Source organism: Halosimplex rarum, assembly GCF_047715405.1.
Lineage (GTDB): Archaea > Halobacteriota > Halobacteria > Halobacteriales > Haloarculaceae > Halosimplex > Halosimplex rarum.
This window is the reverse complement of record NZ_CP180412.1, coordinates 437,808-453,995: the sequence shown is the minus strand read 5'-3', so window position 1 is coordinate 453,995 and position 16,188 is coordinate 437,808. Positions and strand designations below refer to the sequence as shown.

Here is a 16,188-nt window from a genome sequence, read left to right as displayed (position 1 = left end):
AACGGATGAGAGTCGACGCGTGCTACCGATGGCATCTAACTGTTCGAAGAACCGCGCTACGGTATACGGGTCGAGCAACCCGTACAACCCGTACGTCGTGAAAATCATACCACCTACCAAGATAACTGTGCCAGCGAGGAGCAGTCCTACAGATACCTCCTGCCAGAGTCCGTAACTAACGAAGGAAACCAATAGCAACACCAGAGCATAGAAAAAGCCTCGGCGCATGAAGAATGATTTCCCCGAAATAGTGTAAGTCTTGTCACGTCGGGTACAACCCTGTTCAGTACACACTCTGTACTGAGCATCCGGCGCCGAAGGCGCCGGTTCGCCGGACGCGAGGGAGCGAAGCGACCGAGTCGTCCGGTTTTTTCACCCATGTTTTTGGCTCGGGGGTCGCCTGCGGCGACCCCCGAGCGAAAAAGATGGTGGCGCAACAACTTTTCGTCCGCAGCGGGTAGATCTCGGCATGCGCCTCAAACCCGACTGGTCCCTGCGGGTTCGCATGGCCCTGGCGATGGCCGGGATGGCGGTCCTCTACGCGGCGTTCGTCGGCGTCGCCGCGTGGTGGGCGACCGACGCGATGGGGTCGGCCGGCGTCGTCCTCGTCGTCGGCGTCGCGGGGGTGCTGGTCGTCCTCCAGTACAAGTACGCCCCGGCGGCCGCGCTGAAGGCCCTCGACGCCGAGCGCGTCACCGAGCCCGAGTATCCCGACCTCCACGCGCGCGTCGGTCGCCTCGCTGCGCAGGCGGGCATCCCGAAACCCGACGTGGCAGTCGCACCTCAGGCACAGCCGAACGCCTTCGCGACCGCGAAGAGTCGCGACGACGCCGTGGTCGCCGTGACCAAGGGTACGCTCGACACGCTGCAGGGCGACGAACTCGACGCCGTGCTGGCCCACGAGATCGCACACGTCGAGCACCGCGACGCGCTGGTGATGTCGGTCGTGACGTTCCTCGTGACCACCGCGGCGATGGTCGTCAGGAACTTCTGGTGGTTCGGCGACGGCGGTGGCGACGGGGGCGGCGGGGGCGACGGGGGGACGCCGTGGTTCCTCGCGTTCGTCGCGGTCTCCCTGGTCGCGTGGATCGGCGGCTACCTCGTTTCGCGTGCGATCAGTCGCCACCGCGAGTTCGCCGCCGACCGCGGCGCGGCCGTCATCACCGGCAAGCCGGGGGCGATGGCCGCCGCGATCGAGACCATCTCCGCGGAGATGGCCGCGACACCCGACGAGGACCTCCGCGAACACGCCGAACTGAACGCGCTGTTCATCGTCCCGGCCGACGCGAAATCGCGCCTGGTGAAGGCGATGCAGACCCATCCCGACCCGGAGAAGCGCATCGAACGCCTGTCCGAACTCGCCGGTGAGTTCGAGCGGGCGTAGGTGAGGCTGACGGACTTCCCCGGTTTCTCTCGGTCCGAACCGGTCGCACCGAGGGCTTCGAATGGAAACGCCTTTGCCCCAAAGAGTCGCATTTCCGGGCATGAGCAACGGGGACGACGAAGCGGCCGAGGAGGACGCCGCTCCCGAGGAAGAAGCCGGCGCCGACGAGGCCGCGGAGACGACCGAACTGTCGGCCGACACCCTCGACCAGCGGCTCGACGACGCCGAGGCCGACCTCGAAGCCGCCGAGACCGAGGCAGACCTCGACGCGGTCGAGGAGGACCTCAACGAGATCGAGGCCGACCTCGAAGCCGCCGACCTGCCCGAACCCGACGAAGACGACGAGGACGCCGAGGACCCGGCGGCCGAACTCGAAGACCGCGTCACCGACCTGCGCGACCAGCTCGACGACCAGCGCGGGCCCTACGCCGAAGACGTAGTCGCCGTCCTCGAAGAGGCCGAGTCCACCGTCGCAGACACGCGCTGGACCGAGAACGGAGAGCCCGACGTCGTCGCCGCCGTCGACTCGTATCTTGGCACTCTCGCCGAGGAGCTCGACACCGAGATCTCGCCGGAGAGCGAGGGCACGGACGACCTCGCGGACGCGCTCGACCAGGCGGCACAGGTCGTCGAGGGGAGCACGCTCGACCCCGACGAGGACGCCGAGACCATCGCCGCGCTGCTCGAAGACGCCGAGGCGCTCCAGGACGACCTGGAGGCCGCCGAGGAGTGGGACGACCTCACGGTCCGCGAGCAACTCGACGCCGAGGGCTTCTACGACGTGCTCGAATCGGAGAACCGGAAGGACTTCCCCGCCGAGTGGAACGCGGTGAAGGTCTACGAGGAGATGGGTGAGGTCGAGCCGATCGTGAAGGCCCTGGAGACGTTCGACTCGGACTTCATGGAGGAGAACGTCCTCAAGTCCCTCTGGCGGATGGGGCCGGAGGAGGCCTTCGACGCCGTCCACCAGCGCGCGCAGAAGCGCAACAAGCGCCCCGTCGAGATCCTCGGGAAGATCGGCGACGAGCGGGCGACCGAGACGCTCCACGACTTTATCGACGGCGACGGTGACCCGGCGCTGCAGAAGGTCACCCTGCGCGCACTCGGCGAGATCGGGAGCGAGGACTCGGTCCAGCCGGTCGCGAACCGACTCGACGCCGACAGCTACGAGGTCCGCAGCGCCGCCGCCCGCTCGCTCGGCCTCATCGGCGATACGCGCGCCATCGAACCCCTCTCTGACGTGCTGGAGAACGACGAGGCCAACGAGGTCCGGGCGAGCGCCGCCTGGGCGCTCAACCAGATCGGCACCGAGCGCGCCCTGGGCGTGCTCGAAGACTACACCGACGACCGCGCCTTCCTCGTCCAGTCCGAAGCGCAGAAAGCGGTCTGAGGCGTCCCCGTTCCGACGAATCCGTTTTCACCCGTCTCCGCGGCGTTCTCTCCGTCCGTACGTTTATATTCGAGAGCGGGACCAGCCAGTCCCGTGTCCAGAGTGGCGTGGTTCGCCGCGGTCTGCCTGCTCGTCGGCGGAGTCGCGGGTCCAGCCGTTGGGGCGACGACCGAGTCGACCGACGTGGCGGTAGACGGCCGGACAGACGCCGCCCAGCCGTTCCAGCCCGCCATCACCGCGGTCTACCCGAACCCCGTGGCCGACGGCGACCGCGGGGAGTTCGTCGTCCTCGCGTTCCCGAACGGGACCGATATCGGCCGATACGAACTCACGGACGCCGACGGTACGCTCTCGTTCCCGAACGCGACGGTGGGGGGTCGCGTCGCGGTCACGACCGCACCGACGGTAGTTCGGAACCGCACGGACTATCGGGTCGTCGACGCGGACGGATCCGTCGCGCTCGCGAACGGCGGCGACCGGCTCCGGCTGATTCGCGGCAACACGACTGTCACGTCCGCGAGATACCGCGACGCGCCGGAGGGAGAGATCGGTCGCTTCGACGACCGCGGCGCTCTCACGTGGCGACCGCTCGGGCGGACGAACCGGTCGGTCGTCACCGCTACCGGTGGTAAAGCGCGGGCGTTCACGCTCCCCGACGCGCCCGACGTTCCGCTAGAGGTCGTCCGCGACGCCGACCGGCGAATCCTGCTCGCCGGGTACACCTTCACGTCCGAACGGACCGCGGAGACGCTCGAACGCGCCGCCGACCGCGGCGTCGACGTGCACGTCCTCCTCGAGGGCCAACCGGTCGACGGTATCACTCGCCGGCAGGCGCGCCTGCTCGATTCGCTGACGGAGGCCGGCGTGACCGTCGAACTCCTCGGCGGCCCCCACGGTCGATACGCCTATCACCATCCGAAGTACGCCGTCGCCGACGACAGGGCCGTCGTCCTGACGGAGAACTGGAAGCCGGCGGGCACGGGCGGCCACGCGAGCAGAGGGTGGGGCGCCGTCGTCTCCCAGTCCGAAATCGTCGGCGGGCTCGCCGAGACGTTCCGCGCCGACGCTGACTGGCGGGGCGCCCGTCCGTGGACAGAGGTCCGCCGCGGACGCTCCTTCGGGACTTCGGGCGTCGCGAACGGCTCCTATCCGAGTCAGCGTTCGCCCGAGACGGTCCCCGTCAACCGGACGCGGCTCCTCGTCACGCCAGACAACGCCGGTTCGGAGGTCACTGCGGCGCTCGACGACGCCGACGAGTCCATCGACGTGATCCAGATGTCGATCGACGGGCCCGACCAGCGGTTCCTCCGCGCGACGGTTCGCGCGGCCCGCCGCGGAGTCGACGTGCGCGTCCTGCTCAGCAGCGCCTGGTACGTCGAGGAAGAGAACCGGCGGCTCGTCGAACACCTTCGAGGGGTGGCCGACCGCGAGGACCTGCCGCTCTCGGCGAAACTGGCCGAACCCGGCGGCGACTACGAGAAGATTCACGCGAAGGGAGTCGTCGTCGACGGGGACGAGGTGCTCCTGGGGAGCCTCAACTGGAACGGCGAGTCGATCCGGCAGAATCGCGAGGTCGTCCTCGCGCTGGAAGGCGAGGCGGTGGGAGCGTACTACCGGGACGCGTTCGAATCCGACTGGGGCGGGGACGCCGGGCGGCCGCTCCCGGTCGGTATCGTCGCCGGTGTCGCCGGCTGTCTCGTGCTCGCGCTACTGGTCGTCCGCCGCATCGACTTCGGTCCGGACGTAGGGATCGGGCCGGATCGATGACCTGCGACTGTCGGATGGGAGCCACCGAAACGACGAGAGAGCGGGACGAACAACCAGTACCGGAGCGTCTCCGTCAGTCTTCCGCGAACGCGGCGGAGCTGCCGAGCGCCTCGTCGATCTCGGCGTCGGCCATCTTCTCGACGAGCGCGTCGATGACCGTCTCGCGCATGCCGCGGACGAACTTGATCGAGCCGACGACGAGGTGGCCGCCGCCGCTGACGCCGCCGCCGTCGACCTCGTCTTTCAGCTCCTCGACCATGTTCGGGATGTCGAGGCGGACGCCGTCCGAGCGGAGCACGGCGAAGTCCGGGCCGTAGCCGATGGTGATGACGGGGTCGCCGGTCTCGGCGACCTTCGAGTCGTGGATCTTGCCGGTCGTCTTCCCCGGTGCGGGGTAGGTGAACCGATGGGCGTGGTTCTCGACGTCGATCCGGTAGAGATGGGCGTCGTTGTCGAGGCGTTCGTGGTCGACGTGGGGCATGGCGGCGTCGAGCTGGCGTTCCACGTCGCGCTCGGCGCGGGTGGCGAGGAAGTCGACGAGTTCGCGGTGGCGCGCCTCGTCGTCGCAGTCGACGTTGAGCGCGTCGGTGATGAGCTGGCCGCCGTCGTCGTAGCGCAGCCAGAAGGTCGCGTAGTCCAGCGCCTCGCCGACGTCGCGGAGTTCGGACTCGTCGTACCCCTCCTCGCGGGCGAGGGCGAGGTAGTCGTCCATCGCGTCGGCCTCCGAGCGGTCCGAGAGGCCGGCGACGGCCGGGACGTGGCGCAGGTCGTCGGTGACGCCGGGGTCGATCATCCGCGCGAGCTCGACGCACATCATCCCCGTCGTGATCCGGTAGTCCTCGTCGTGGAGATAGGGGTTGACGTGCTCGTCGAGCAGCCCCTCGACGGCGTCGGGATCGGGGTGGTGGTGATCGACGACGACGATGGGGACGTCGTAGTGGGCGAGATTCCGGTAGGCGGGCGTGTCCTCCTCTGTCGACCCGTTGTCGAGCATGAGCAGGAGCGGGAGGCGCTGGCCGTGCCGTTTCCGGTCCTCCAGCGCGAAGTTGAGGTCGCGAGTGACGTCCTCCATCTCGTAGTACGGCGCCTTGCTCGGCAGGCGCTTGAGGAGGTGCTGGGCGGCGTCGGGATCCTCGTAGGTGTCCTCGATGAACCGCTCCAGCGCGACCTGCATCGGGACGCTCGCGCAGATGCCGTCGCCGTCGGCGTGGTGGCGCATTCGGATGGGGCGCCCCTCCAGTATCTCGCGGCGGAGGCGTCGCGCGACCGCCTGCAGGTCGTCGCGGAGCTTCTCGAAGGCCTCCCACTCCACGAGCGGGTCGGGATCGTGGGGCGCGGCGAGTTCGTCGAGCTGCTCGTCCTGCGCCGCGCGGACGGTCGCCGCGTCGTCGCCGTCCAGAATCTGGAGGTCGTCGATCTCGACCTGGATGGCGCCCTCGCGCGTCTCGACGTAGCCCTCGATGCTGACGACGTCGTCGAGTTCGACGTCCTCGTAGGCGCGGACGCCCGCGTCCTCGAAGGCGGTGCAAGGCGCGATTCCGGTCGCGTCGCGCACCTGGAAGACGGTCGGGCCGCCGGTCTGTTTGATCTGGACGACGACGCCCTCCAGCGTGACCGATTCGCCGACGACGTCGCCGAGGTCGGCGACGGCGTGACTCTCTCGGGAGATCGATTCGACTTCGTAGTCGTCGAGGCTGACCTCGTTGAACGCCAGGTCGCCGTTCTCGCGGACCTCTTCGAGCTGGACGACGAGTTCGTCGCCGACCTCGTAGGTGCCGACGAGGTTCGAAGCGTGGACGAGCCCGGAGACGTCGTCGGAGACGTCGACGAAGACGCCGTACTCGACGACGCCGTTCACTTCGGCGAGGTAGAGGTCACCTTCGGAGACGTGCTCGAAGTCACAGTTCGCGTCGAGGTCGTAGACGGTGGTCCCGCCATCGGGGACCGCGACGCCGGAATCCCCGGCGTCAGGTACAGGAGTCATTTGTACTCGATACCGCCCCGCCGGCAGTTTAACCTTCGGAAAGTCTTTGGCCACCATCTTTTTCGCTCGGGGGTCGCCGCAGGCGACCCCCGAGCCAAAAACATGGGTGAAAAAACCGGACGACTCGGTCGCTTCGCTCCCTCGCGTCCGGCGAACCGCGCTCGCTCCGCTCGCGCGGATGCTCAGTACAGGTGGTAAAGTTACCAACCGACGGTGCTTGTTGTGATACTGATTATTTGTATCAATTACCCTCTCTGGCCTGTTTGATGGTAGGTGACAGTTGGAAATTACATTAGGGTGGGGGTGGAATCGCAACCATGGATAATCGGCTTCTCAGGTGGCTACTAACGCTAGGTTGCTCCGTCATTATAGCGGTCCTTTCGTTGTGGATCTTGAATGTGTTTTTACCAGGTTGCACCGATGTGGGAGAGCGGAAGATCTTGTGCATGGGGGGACTTGGGGAACCCGCGTGGAAGTCACCGCTCGTCTTCCTGCTCGTTTCAGTAGTCTCAGGAACGGTGATTTTGAAAGGGTTGAATAAGTAGAGCTGACGCCACTGACCGATTCGTGGAATCCGTTCAGTTTGCACGTATACTGAGCAGGTTGTTCATCCCCCTGGGACCTGAAATCGATCACCCTGTGAACTGTTCTGTGACGCCCTATATTGCAGTTAACGTCCGCGCGCCGTCGGCGCGCGGTTCAACCGAGCGCGAGCGAAGCGAGCGCTCGGCCTTTTTCACCCATGTTTTTGCCGGTGGGGTTCCCGCAGGCGCGCTACGCGCGCGCCGAGGAAACCCCACAGGGAAAAAGATGGTTTGGAAAGCCTTGTTACGCGGGCTACCGGAGAAGGGGACATGGGACTGTTCCGCTCGGGCGAGGTGGTCGGCATCGCCGAGGCGGCGCTGGAGTTCGCGCTGGAGGCCTCGGAGGACGCCCACCCGGACGAGTACATGGGCTTTCTGCGCGGCGAGGACGCACGCAAGTTCGACCTCGACTACGAGGGGACCGTCCTCACGGACGTGCTCGTCATCCCCGGCACCGAATCGAACCCGGTCAGCGCCACCGTGAAGACCAGCATGATCCCCAACGACTCGCGGGCCGCCGGGTCGATCCACTCCCACCCCAACGGCGTCCTCCGCCCCAGCGACGAGGACCTCCAGACCTTCGGCAAGGGAAAGGTCCACATCATCATCGGCGCACCCTACGGGAAGACCGACTGGCAGGCGTTCGACCGCGAGGGCAACCCCGTCGACCTGCCAGTGCTGGACATCGACCTGCCCGAAGACGAGTTCTTCGACTTCACGCAGGAAGACATCGACGCCGAACTCGCCGAGGAGACCGGCTACGGCGCGGATCCGACCGATTTCCGGTCCGAACCGGATGACGAGGAGTGGGGCAACCGATGACGAAAGGGCGAGGCGCCGACCCCGGCGACGACCGGCCAGAGAGCGCGGAGCCCGCGGAGGTCGTCGTCGCACAGGGGACCTTCGACATCCTGCACCCGGGCCACCTCCACTACCTGCGGGACGCGAAGGCGATGGGCGATCGACTGGTCGTCATCGTCGCCCGCTCGGCGAACGTGACGCACAAAGCGCCGCCGGTGGTGCCGGGCCCGCAGCGCCGGGAGATGGTCGCCGGCCTCGACCCGGTCGACGAAGCGCGACTCGGCCACCCCGAGGACATCTTCGTCCCCATCGAGGAACTCGACCCGAGCGTCATCGCGCTGGGCTACGACCAGCACCACGACGCCGACGGCATCCGGTCCGCGCTCGCCGACCGCGGCGTCGACTGCGAAGTGCGCCGCGCGACTGCGTACGAACCTGATTACGACGGGAGTCTCCTCTCCTCGGGCCAGATCATCGACCGAATCCTCGACGAGCGCGACTGATCGATACCGGCCCACCGGTGCGCGTGAGACCGTCCCCGAATCTGCCGTCCAGCCGGCGTTACTGCGGCGAACGGGCTCTGCGTTCTGCTGTCAAATCACCAATCTTTAAATCACACCGGTACGCCTCGGGAGGGTATGGAACGGGTTACGGTGGAAGACGTGCCGTCGTGGTCGTATCGGGGGTTGGAACTGTTCATGCTGGTGCCGATGATCCTCTCGGTGCTGTTCGGGCTGGGGATCCTCGTCGTCGGCCTGATGAGTCTCGGTTCGAGTCCGACGGGGACCGCCGCGGGAGCAGGCGCGGGGACCGCCGCGAGCGCGACCGGGGCCGAGACGGGTGGTACCGGATTCCTGGCGTTAGCGGGCGGGATCGCGATCGTCTGGCTCCTCGCGATCGTCATCGGGCTGCTGTCGATCGTCGGTATCCCGCTGTGCCTCTATCTCGACGCGAAGAAGGTCGCGGACCAGGACCTCGACTGGGAGCCCGAACCGGTCCTGTACCTGATCCTCGGCTTCTTCGTCAGCGGCATCGCCGTGTTGCACTACCTCTACAAGCGCCACGAGTACGTCATCGACTGGGTGGGCTCGGAGACGTGGTGGTACGCCGCGCTCGTCGGGGCCGCCGTCGGCATCGTCGCCGTCGCCGGCTCCGTCGTCAACCCGCTGACGCTCGGCATCGCCCTCATCGCCCTCCCGCTGTTCGTCATCGGGATCTACAAGGACTCCGTGTACGTCCGACTCAACAGCGACTGGCGTCCCAACCCGGTGAATCACTTCCTCATCGCCCTGCTCTCGACGATCCTCGTGATCCCGGGCGTGTTCTACTTCGGCTACTTCGCGTACAAGCGACACAACGCGATCGGGATCGTCTGAGCGAGACCGGCTGCGGGTAGCGGACGCCCCATTCTTCGGCGAAAGCCCTCGGCCCGCTCGCTAGCAGTTACTTCGACCATCACTGACAACAAACGACGAAAGCCCTCGGCCCGCTCGCGCGGTCTGTGCGGGATATCCTCGGTCGCTAGCGCTCCCTCGGATAGGGCCCGCGCAGACCGCGCGACCTGACCTCGCCCTTTCAGTCCACCAGGACGGCCACCGCACAGCACCGCGCCTCACACCTCCCCAACCGATTGCGCTTCTCGCTCACTGCGTTCGCTGTGATGCTCATCCCTCGCGCGGACCGTCTCGCGATAACACGCTCGACGGCACGCGCCACTCGGAACGAGAGGACTGCAGAAAATCGGCCGAGAACGGACGGGCCAGCTTACAGCAGGTCGTGCTCGGCGAGGCGCTCGACGCCCTCGCGGAGGCGGTCCTCGCTGTTGGCGTAGGCGAGACGGACCCAGCCGGGGGTGCCGAACGCGCTGCCCGGCACAGTCGCGACGTGGGCCGTCTCGATGGCTTCCTCGGCCCAGGCGACGTCGTCGTCGGCGACGGGGAGCATCAGGTAGAACGCGCCCTCGGGCGTCGGGACCTCCTTGCCGTGCTCGGCGAACAGGTCGACGAGCATGTCGCGGCGGTCCTCGAAGGCCGAGCGCATCTCCTCGACGGCCTCGTCGGTGTTTTCGAGGGCTTCGATGCCCGCGTGCTGGACGAAGTTGACGGCGCAGGTCACGGAGTGGCCGTGGATCTTGCCGGACTGGTCGACCAGTTCCTCGGGGGCGGCGTAGTAGCCCAGCCGCCAGCCGGTCATCGCGTAGGCCTTCGAGAAGCCGTTGAGCGTGATAGTGCGGTCTTCCATGCCCTCCAGCGAGCCGATGCTCGTCGGCTCGACGCCGTCGTAGGTGATCTCCTTGTAGATCTCGTCGGAGATCACGGTGATGTCGTGCTCGACGGCGATGTCGCGGACGCCCTCCAGGGCCTCGTCGGAGTAGACGGCGCCGTGGGGGTTGCCCGGCGAGTTGACGACGAGGATCTCCGTGTCGTCGGAGACGGCCTCGGCGAGGTCGTCGAGCGCGGGTTCGAGCGCGAAGTCGTACTGCGCGGTGTCGACGCGCTTCAGGGACCCATCGGAGAGTTTCACCATCGCCTCGTAGGAGACCCACGCGGGGTCGAGCAGGGCGACCTCGTCGCCGTCGTCGATGAGGGTCTGGAAGACCTCGAACAGGCCCTGCTTGCCGCCGGGCGTGACGACGATATTGTCGGTCCCGTACTGGTCGAGGCCGTCGGCGTGGAGCTTGTCGACGACCGCCGACTTGAGCTGGGGGATGCCGTTCGAGGGCGTGTAGCCGGTGTGGCCGGCGTCGAGGGCGTCTTTAGCGGCCTGCTTGACGTTCTCGGGGGTGTCGAAGTCGACGATGTCGCCGACGGAGAGGTCGACGACGTCGACTCCCTCGGCCTCCAGTTCGGAGGCCTTGTTGCTTATCGCGACTGTGGCGCTCGGTTCGATCCGGTCGACGCGTGCTGCGAAGTCCATGAGTGTGTTGTGTGCTGCGCTGGTGCGGTGTCAGGGCAATTCTTCGACGAGGTCGAGGGCGCTGTCGACGACGGTCGCCCCGTAGTCGGTGCGCGCTTTCGCCTCGGCCGTGCTCATCCCGGGGCCGATGATCCCGAATGTGACCGGGGTGTCCCGGTCGAGGCTGACGTCGGTCAACCCCTGCGCGGCGGCGTCGGCGATGACCTCGTCGTGGTCGGTGTCGCCTTCGACGATGGCGCCGAGGACGGCGACGGCGTCGACGTCCTGGCGGCGGGCCAACCGGTCGGCGGCCAGCGGCGTGTCGTAGGAGCCGGGCACCTCGACGGTCGCGACGATATCGGCGTCGCGCTCGGCCGCCGCGTCGCGCGCCGCGGCCTCCATCCCGTCGATGACCGTCCCCTCCTTGTCGAACTGGGCGACCACCAGACCGAGCTGTGCCATATCTGCGGCCAAGCCAGCGCGGGTAAAAGAACTACCGAACCCGCGGCGTCGGCGGCAACTCGCCCGCGGACGACCGCACCCGAAGACCCTCGACAACTCCCGATCGAGTACCGACGGCGGCTCCGCCCGAGAACGACCCCGTCCAGTTCTTTCGGTGGATCAAACGGTTGCTTTTCCAACCGGTATGGCTCTTTGGGGTGCGGGCGTGGTCGGCGGTGATGGCAGCCTCCGACGGACGGGCTCGACTGCGCGCGACTGTGACCGCCTTCCGCGACAGTGACGGTTCGGATCGTGTCCGACTGGCCGTCCTCACGGTCGTCGTCGCCGCGTTCGGGGCCAGATTCTTCCGCCTCGGTGCGCGGACCGCGCACTTCGACGAGGGTCGCGTCGCCTACTGGGTCGTCGACTACGCGGCGACCGGTGACTTCCGGTACCGGCCGATGATCCACGGTCCGTTCTTCCAGCACGTCAACGAGGTCGTCTTCGGCGTCCTCGGTCCGACCGACTTCGCGATGCGCGCCGCCGTCGCCGCCGTCACCGCGCTGTTTCCGCTGGTCGCGCTTCTCTTGCGCGACCGACTCCGCGACGTCGAAGTCGTCGCGCTCGCGGCCCTGTGGGCGTTCACACCCGTTTTCCTGTACTACTCGCGGTTCATGCGCGGCGATCCGCTGGTCGCGGTGTTCATGGTCACCGCGTTCGCGCTGTTCGTCCGGACCGTCGACACCGGCCGGCGGCGATACTTCTACGCGGGCGTCGGCTTCGTCGCCCTCGGGTTCACGGTCAAGGAGAACGCCCTGCTCTACCTGCTGTGCTGGGTCGGGGGCGCGGTGCTCCTGCTCGATCACCGCCTGCTCCGGGCGGCCGACCGCGGAGGAAACTGGACGGCGGTCGCCCGTTCCCACGGCCGACGCGCAATCGGGATCGGCTGGCGTCACGTCGACGCACTCGTCCTGGGGACGCTCGGGTTCCTCGCGGTCGTCGCGTTCTTCTACGCGCCGCGTGGCCAGACCACGCTGGGACCGGGACTGGGGACGGCACTGCGAGACCCGGCGCTCCTGCCGGCCGTCCTCCGCGAGGCGACCGCCGGATCCGCCGAGGCGCTGTGGGGAACCTGGGTGGGCGGCGCGCATCAGCGTCACCCGTACCTCCCGTATCTGGCGCACTTCGTCGCGACGCTGCGTCACGGCGCGCTCGCGGTCTGTGTCCTCGCAGTCGTCGGGTTCGTGGCCGACCGGTACCGGCCCGACGGCCCCTCGGATCTGGTCTCGATCGCCTTCTACTGGGGAGCCGTCTCGGTCCTCGGGTACCCGATCGCGACGGACATCAAGGCGCCGTGGGCGGCTATCCACGCCGCCGTTCCGCTGGCGATACCCGCGGCGGTAGGGCTCGGTCTATTCGTCCGCTGGGGCCGGGAGGCCCGCGCCGACGGTGACCGCGTGAGCACCGGGCTCGCGGTCCTGATCGTTCTCATCATCACCGCACAGGTCGCGGTGGCGAGCGTCGGGAGCGTCTACCGGACCGACCACACCGAGGACAACGAACTCGTCCAGTACGCCCAGCCGGCGCCGGACGTCCAGCCGGTGATGCGACAGCTAGACGCCGCCGCGTCCGACCACGAGGGGACAGACGTGGTGCTGTACGGCGACTACTTCGTCCAGGCGCCCGGATCGTCCGGTCCTCGACGGCCCGCCTGCGCGTCGTGGCAGCAGGTTCTCCCGCTCCCGTGGTACTTCGAGCGCGCGGACGCGACGGCGACCTGCGTCGACTCGGCCGACGCGCTGGCCCGAACCGTCGAACGGGAGCGCCCGCCGCTCGTCGTCGCTCGACCTGTCGACGAGTCTCGGGTCTCCGGGGCGCTCTCGGACTACGAGGCGCGGACGGCGTTGCTGCGGGACCGAGACACGCTGACGCACTTTTTCGTCCGCGAGGACCTGGCGAACACCACCTCCGGGGGTGAGCGCCCGCCTCGCTCGTCGCAGACAGACACGCTTATTCCGCCCGGTGGGTAACCCGGCGGCAATGATACTCTCCTCGCCCCCGCCCACCCTCGGCGTCGTCGGCGGCGGCCAGCTCGGCCGCATGCTCGCCGAGGCCGCCGCGCCGCTCGGCGTCGAGGTCGTCGTCAGCGACCCGACCCCGGACGCGCCGGCCGCGCCGGTCGCCCGCGACCAGGTCGTCGGTGACTTCGACGACTACGAGACGATTCGAGAACTCGGCGAACGCGCGGACGTCCTCACTTTCGAGATCGAACTCGCCGACCCCGACCTACTCGACCGGGTCGCCGAGGAGACGGACACGCCGGTCCACCCGAAGCCCGAGACGCTGCGGATCATCGAGGACAAACTCGTCCAGAAGCGCCGACTCGCCGAGGCCGGCGTGCCCGTCCCCGAGTTCCGCGAGGTGAACTCCGCCGACGAACTGCGCGAGGCGCTGGACGACCTGGGCTATCCCGCGATGCTCAAAGCCCGCAAGGGCGGCTACGACGGCCGCGGGAACGTTCCCGTCGAATCGCCCGACGAGGTCGAGGAGGCGTTCGCGGAAATCGTCGACGCCGCACAGGGCGGGAGCCAAGAGGACCCCTCGGGCGTCGCCATGGTCGAGGAGATGGTCGAGTTCGAGCGCGAACTCGCCGTAATGGGCTGTCTGGGGAGCGCGCTGCACGACGAGGGGAGCCAACAGCGCGACACGTTCCCGGTCACCGAGACGATCCACGAGGAGGAGATCCTCCGCGAGACCGTCTCGCCGGCCCGGGCCGAGGAGTCCGTCCGCGAGCGCGCCCGTAAGGTCGCGCTCGACGTCCTCGACGTGATGGAGGGGCGCGGCGTCTACGGGATCGAGCTGTTCGAGAGCTCCGACGGCGAGATACTCCTCAACGAGATCGCGCCGCGGCCGCACAACTCCGGCCACTGGACCATCGAGGGGTGTCACACCTCGCAGTTCGAACAGCACGTCCGCGCGGTGACGGGCCGACCGCTGGGGACGACCGACCGGCGCGCCCCGACGGTGTCCGCGAACATCCTGGGCGACGTGGACGAGCGACAGAACGCGACACTCTCCGGCGAGGACGAGGTCTTCGAGGCGCCGCGCGCGCACCTCCACTGGTACGGCAAGCGCGAGGTGTACCCGCTGCGGAAGATGGGCCACGTGACGCTGGTCGGGAAGCGCGACGAACGGACCGACAGGGTCCTCGCGGACGTGCGGGAGTTGCGGGACGGACTCTCCTTCAGGTAGTCGCCCGAAGGGCGTTCGCTTAGCCAGAACCGGACTCGCTTGGCCCGAACTGCAGACGCTCAGCCCGAACCGCACACGCTTACGGTCTCCCCGTGCGCACCCTCGCGCATGACCGCCGATTCCGTCCAGTCGATAATCGACCAGTTGCGCGAGCAGGCCGAGATGGACCTGCCGAACGAGGAGACGCCGGACGTGGGCATCGTCATGGGGTCGGACTCCGACCTGCCGACGATGGCCGGCGGGCAGGGCAAGCGGCCCGGCGCGTACGCCGCGCTCGCCGACGAACTCGGCTTCGAGGAACAGACCGACTACGAGGACGCCCCGGAGAGCCGATTCACGTTCGAGACGTTCGTCGTCTCGGCTCACCGGACGCCGGATCTCATGTACGCCTACGCCGAGACGGCCGAGGCGCGCGGGATCGACGTGATCATCGCCGGCGCGGGCGGGAAGTCCGCCGACTTGCCGAACATGACCGCCTCCATCGCCTATCCGCTCCCGGTCATCGGCGTCCCCGTTCAGGAGAAGTCCGTCGACTCGGTCATCGGGATGCCCCAGGGCGCGCCCATCACGGCTGTCGACGCCGGCAAGTCGTTCAACGCCGCGCTCACCGCCGCACAGGTCCTCTCGCGTCAGCACTCCGAGATCCGCGAGCGACTGGTCGAGTATCACCAGGGACTTCAAGAGGACGTGGGCGACGTCTCGCGGGACCTGCACGAACTCGGGACACCTGGGTTCAAGGACGAGTACTGGGACGAGTAGTCACGCGGTCCCCAGCGGTCACGTCGGTTTTCGTCCCGAAATCACGCGCACCTCGTCGTCCTGTTCGAAGGGGCCGCCCAGTGCTTCGAGTCGCTCGCGCAGTTCGGCCTCGAAGGCGTCGGCTTCCTCGCCGAACGTCGCGGGCGAGCAGAACGACAGGGAGAAGACGTAGCCGACGACCCCGTCGACGGTCCACTCGCGGGTCCGCTCGAACGCCGCTTCTTCGACGTCCACGAACCCGTGGTCGGCCAGCATCTCGTCGTAGGGGTCCTCGTACGGTTCGATCCGTGGACCAGTCCGTTCGGGCAGTTCGTCGAGGTACTCGCGAGCGGTCTCGTATACCTCGTCCTGCCACGCGCGACGCCCGCTCGTCAGCCACTCCGTGTCGCCGAAGACGGCGACGCCGCCGCCGGGTTCAGTTAGTTCGCGGATCCGATCGAGCGTCGGTCCCCGGTCCATCCAGTGGAACGACCGGCCCATCGTCGTCACCGTCAGCGGGGCCACTTCCCCGCCGACCGCTCCGCGGAGGTCGGCGTCGGAACCAACCAGCCACTCGACGTTCGATGCGTCGGCGGTGCGGGCCCGCTCGCGCGCTTCTTCGATCATTCGTTCGTTGGGGTCCATCCCGACGACGCGGCCCGCGTGCGCGGCGAGCGGGACGGCGATCTGTCCGGCGCCGCAGCCGAGATCGAGGGCTCGGGACCGTTCGCCGAGGTCGAACCGGTCGACGATGTGAGCTATCGGCCGCTCGCCGTACTGCGGTCGGTGCTCCGCGTAGTACGACTCCGTGCTCGTGAAGGGATTCTCGGAGGGCATGCTGGCGCTCGGATACGTCACGAGCGGCTGGCGTCGCATGAACGTGCCGGTCTGACACCCGGACGACTTGCGCGTCTCCCGAGACGACCGGCACGGGCCGCCAGTCGGAGTCGAA

Annotated in this window: 13 protein-coding genes; 9 read left to right on the top strand and 4 right to left on the bottom strand. The window is 67.9% G+C overall.

Annotation, left to right across the window (positions count from 1 at the left end):
- The first annotated feature begins 469 nt into the window (after window positions 1-469).
- From ACMGFH_RS02160 to ACMGFH_RS02150, 3 genes are all read left to right on the top strand, one after another.
- Window positions 470-1,384 (top strand): M48 family metalloprotease, encoded by a 915-nt coding sequence (locus ACMGFH_RS02160; protein WP_415381131.1) that lies wholly within the window; start codon window positions 470-472, stop codon window positions 1,382-1,384.
- Window positions 1,385-1,484: 100 nt separating this feature from the next.
- Window positions 1,485-2,774, top strand: coding sequence for a HEAT repeat domain-containing protein (locus ACMGFH_RS02155; protein WP_415381130.1), 1,290 nt, complete (start codon window positions 1,485-1,487; stop codon window positions 2,772-2,774).
- 93 nt (window positions 2,775-2,867) lie between these two features.
- Window positions 2,868-4,541, top strand: coding sequence for a phospholipase D-like domain-containing protein (locus tag ACMGFH_RS02150; RefSeq protein ID WP_415381129.1), 1,674 nt, complete (start codon window positions 2,868-2,870; stop codon window positions 4,539-4,541).
- 73 nt (window positions 4,542-4,614) lie between these two features.
- On the opposite strand, the gene ACMGFH_RS02145 is transcribed toward ACMGFH_RS02150, so the two are convergent.
- Window positions 4,615-6,525 (bottom strand): DHH family phosphoesterase, encoded by a 1,911-nt coding sequence (locus tag ACMGFH_RS02145; protein WP_415381128.1) that lies wholly within the window; start codon window positions 6,523-6,525, stop codon window positions 4,615-4,617.
- 854 nt (window positions 6,526-7,379) lie between these two features.
- Here ACMGFH_RS02145 and ACMGFH_RS02140 point away from each other — a divergent pair.
- The 3 genes from ACMGFH_RS02140 to ACMGFH_RS02130 all read left to right on the top strand — a co-directional run bounded on the left by ACMGFH_RS02140 (window position 7,380) and on the right by ACMGFH_RS02130 (window position 9,286).
- Window positions 7,380-7,931 carry a Mov34/MPN/PAD-1 family protein gene (locus ACMGFH_RS02140; RefSeq protein ID WP_415381127.1) on the top strand — a complete coding sequence of 184 codons (552 nt, stop codon included), beginning with the start codon at window positions 7,380-7,382 and terminating at the stop codon, window positions 7,929-7,931.
- On the top strand, window positions 7,928-8,413 hold the full coding sequence (locus tag ACMGFH_RS02135) for an adenylyltransferase/cytidyltransferase family protein (protein WP_415381126.1): 486 nt from the start codon (window positions 7,928-7,930) through the stop codon (window positions 8,411-8,413). Before ACMGFH_RS02140 ends, ACMGFH_RS02135 begins: the two co-directional genes overlap by 4 nt.
- A gap of 135 nt (window positions 8,414-8,548) precedes the next feature.
- Window positions 8,549-9,286, top strand: a complete 738-nt coding sequence (locus ACMGFH_RS02130) for a hypothetical protein (protein ID WP_415381125.1) — start codon at window positions 8,549-8,551, stop codon at window positions 9,284-9,286.
- Window positions 9,287-9,674: 388 nt separating this feature from the next.
- Here ACMGFH_RS02130 and ACMGFH_RS02125 read toward each other — a convergent pair whose 3' ends face one another.
- Entirely contained in the window at window positions 9,675-10,826 is a 1,152-nt protein-coding gene (locus ACMGFH_RS02125) for a pyridoxal phosphate-dependent aminotransferase (protein WP_415381124.1), read from the bottom strand.
- 30 nt (window positions 10,827-10,856) lie between these two features.
- Entirely contained in the window at window positions 10,857-11,267 is a 411-nt protein-coding gene (gene ribH / locus ACMGFH_RS02120; protein WP_415381123.1) for a 6,7-dimethyl-8-ribityllumazine synthase, read from the bottom strand.
- A gap of 218 nt (window positions 11,268-11,485) precedes the next feature.
- Between ribH and ACMGFH_RS02115 the strand changes: the two genes are divergently transcribed.
- The 3 genes from ACMGFH_RS02115 to ACMGFH_RS02105 all read left to right on the top strand — a co-directional run bounded on the left by ACMGFH_RS02115 (window position 11,486) and on the right by ACMGFH_RS02105 (window position 15,257).
- Entirely contained in the window at window positions 11,486-13,276 is a 1,791-nt protein-coding gene (locus ACMGFH_RS02115) for a flippase activity-associated protein Agl23 (RefSeq protein WP_415381122.1), read from the top strand.
- A gap of 10 nt (window positions 13,277-13,286) precedes the next feature.
- Entirely contained in the window at window positions 13,287-14,498 is a 1,212-nt protein-coding gene (locus ACMGFH_RS02110) for a 5-(carboxyamino)imidazole ribonucleotide synthase (RefSeq protein WP_415381121.1), read from the top strand.
- Between the two features lie 108 nt (window positions 14,499-14,606).
- Entirely contained in the window at window positions 14,607-15,257 is a 651-nt protein-coding gene (locus ACMGFH_RS02105; RefSeq protein WP_415381120.1) for an AIR carboxylase family protein, read from the top strand.
- Window positions 15,258-15,275: 18 nt separating this feature from the next.
- On the opposite strand, the gene ACMGFH_RS02100 is transcribed toward ACMGFH_RS02105, so the two are convergent.
- Window positions 15,276-16,112, bottom strand: a complete 837-nt coding sequence (locus tag ACMGFH_RS02100) for a class I SAM-dependent methyltransferase (RefSeq protein ID WP_415381119.1) — start codon at window positions 16,110-16,112, stop codon at window positions 15,276-15,278.
- Window positions 16,113-16,188 lie beyond the last annotated feature (76 nt).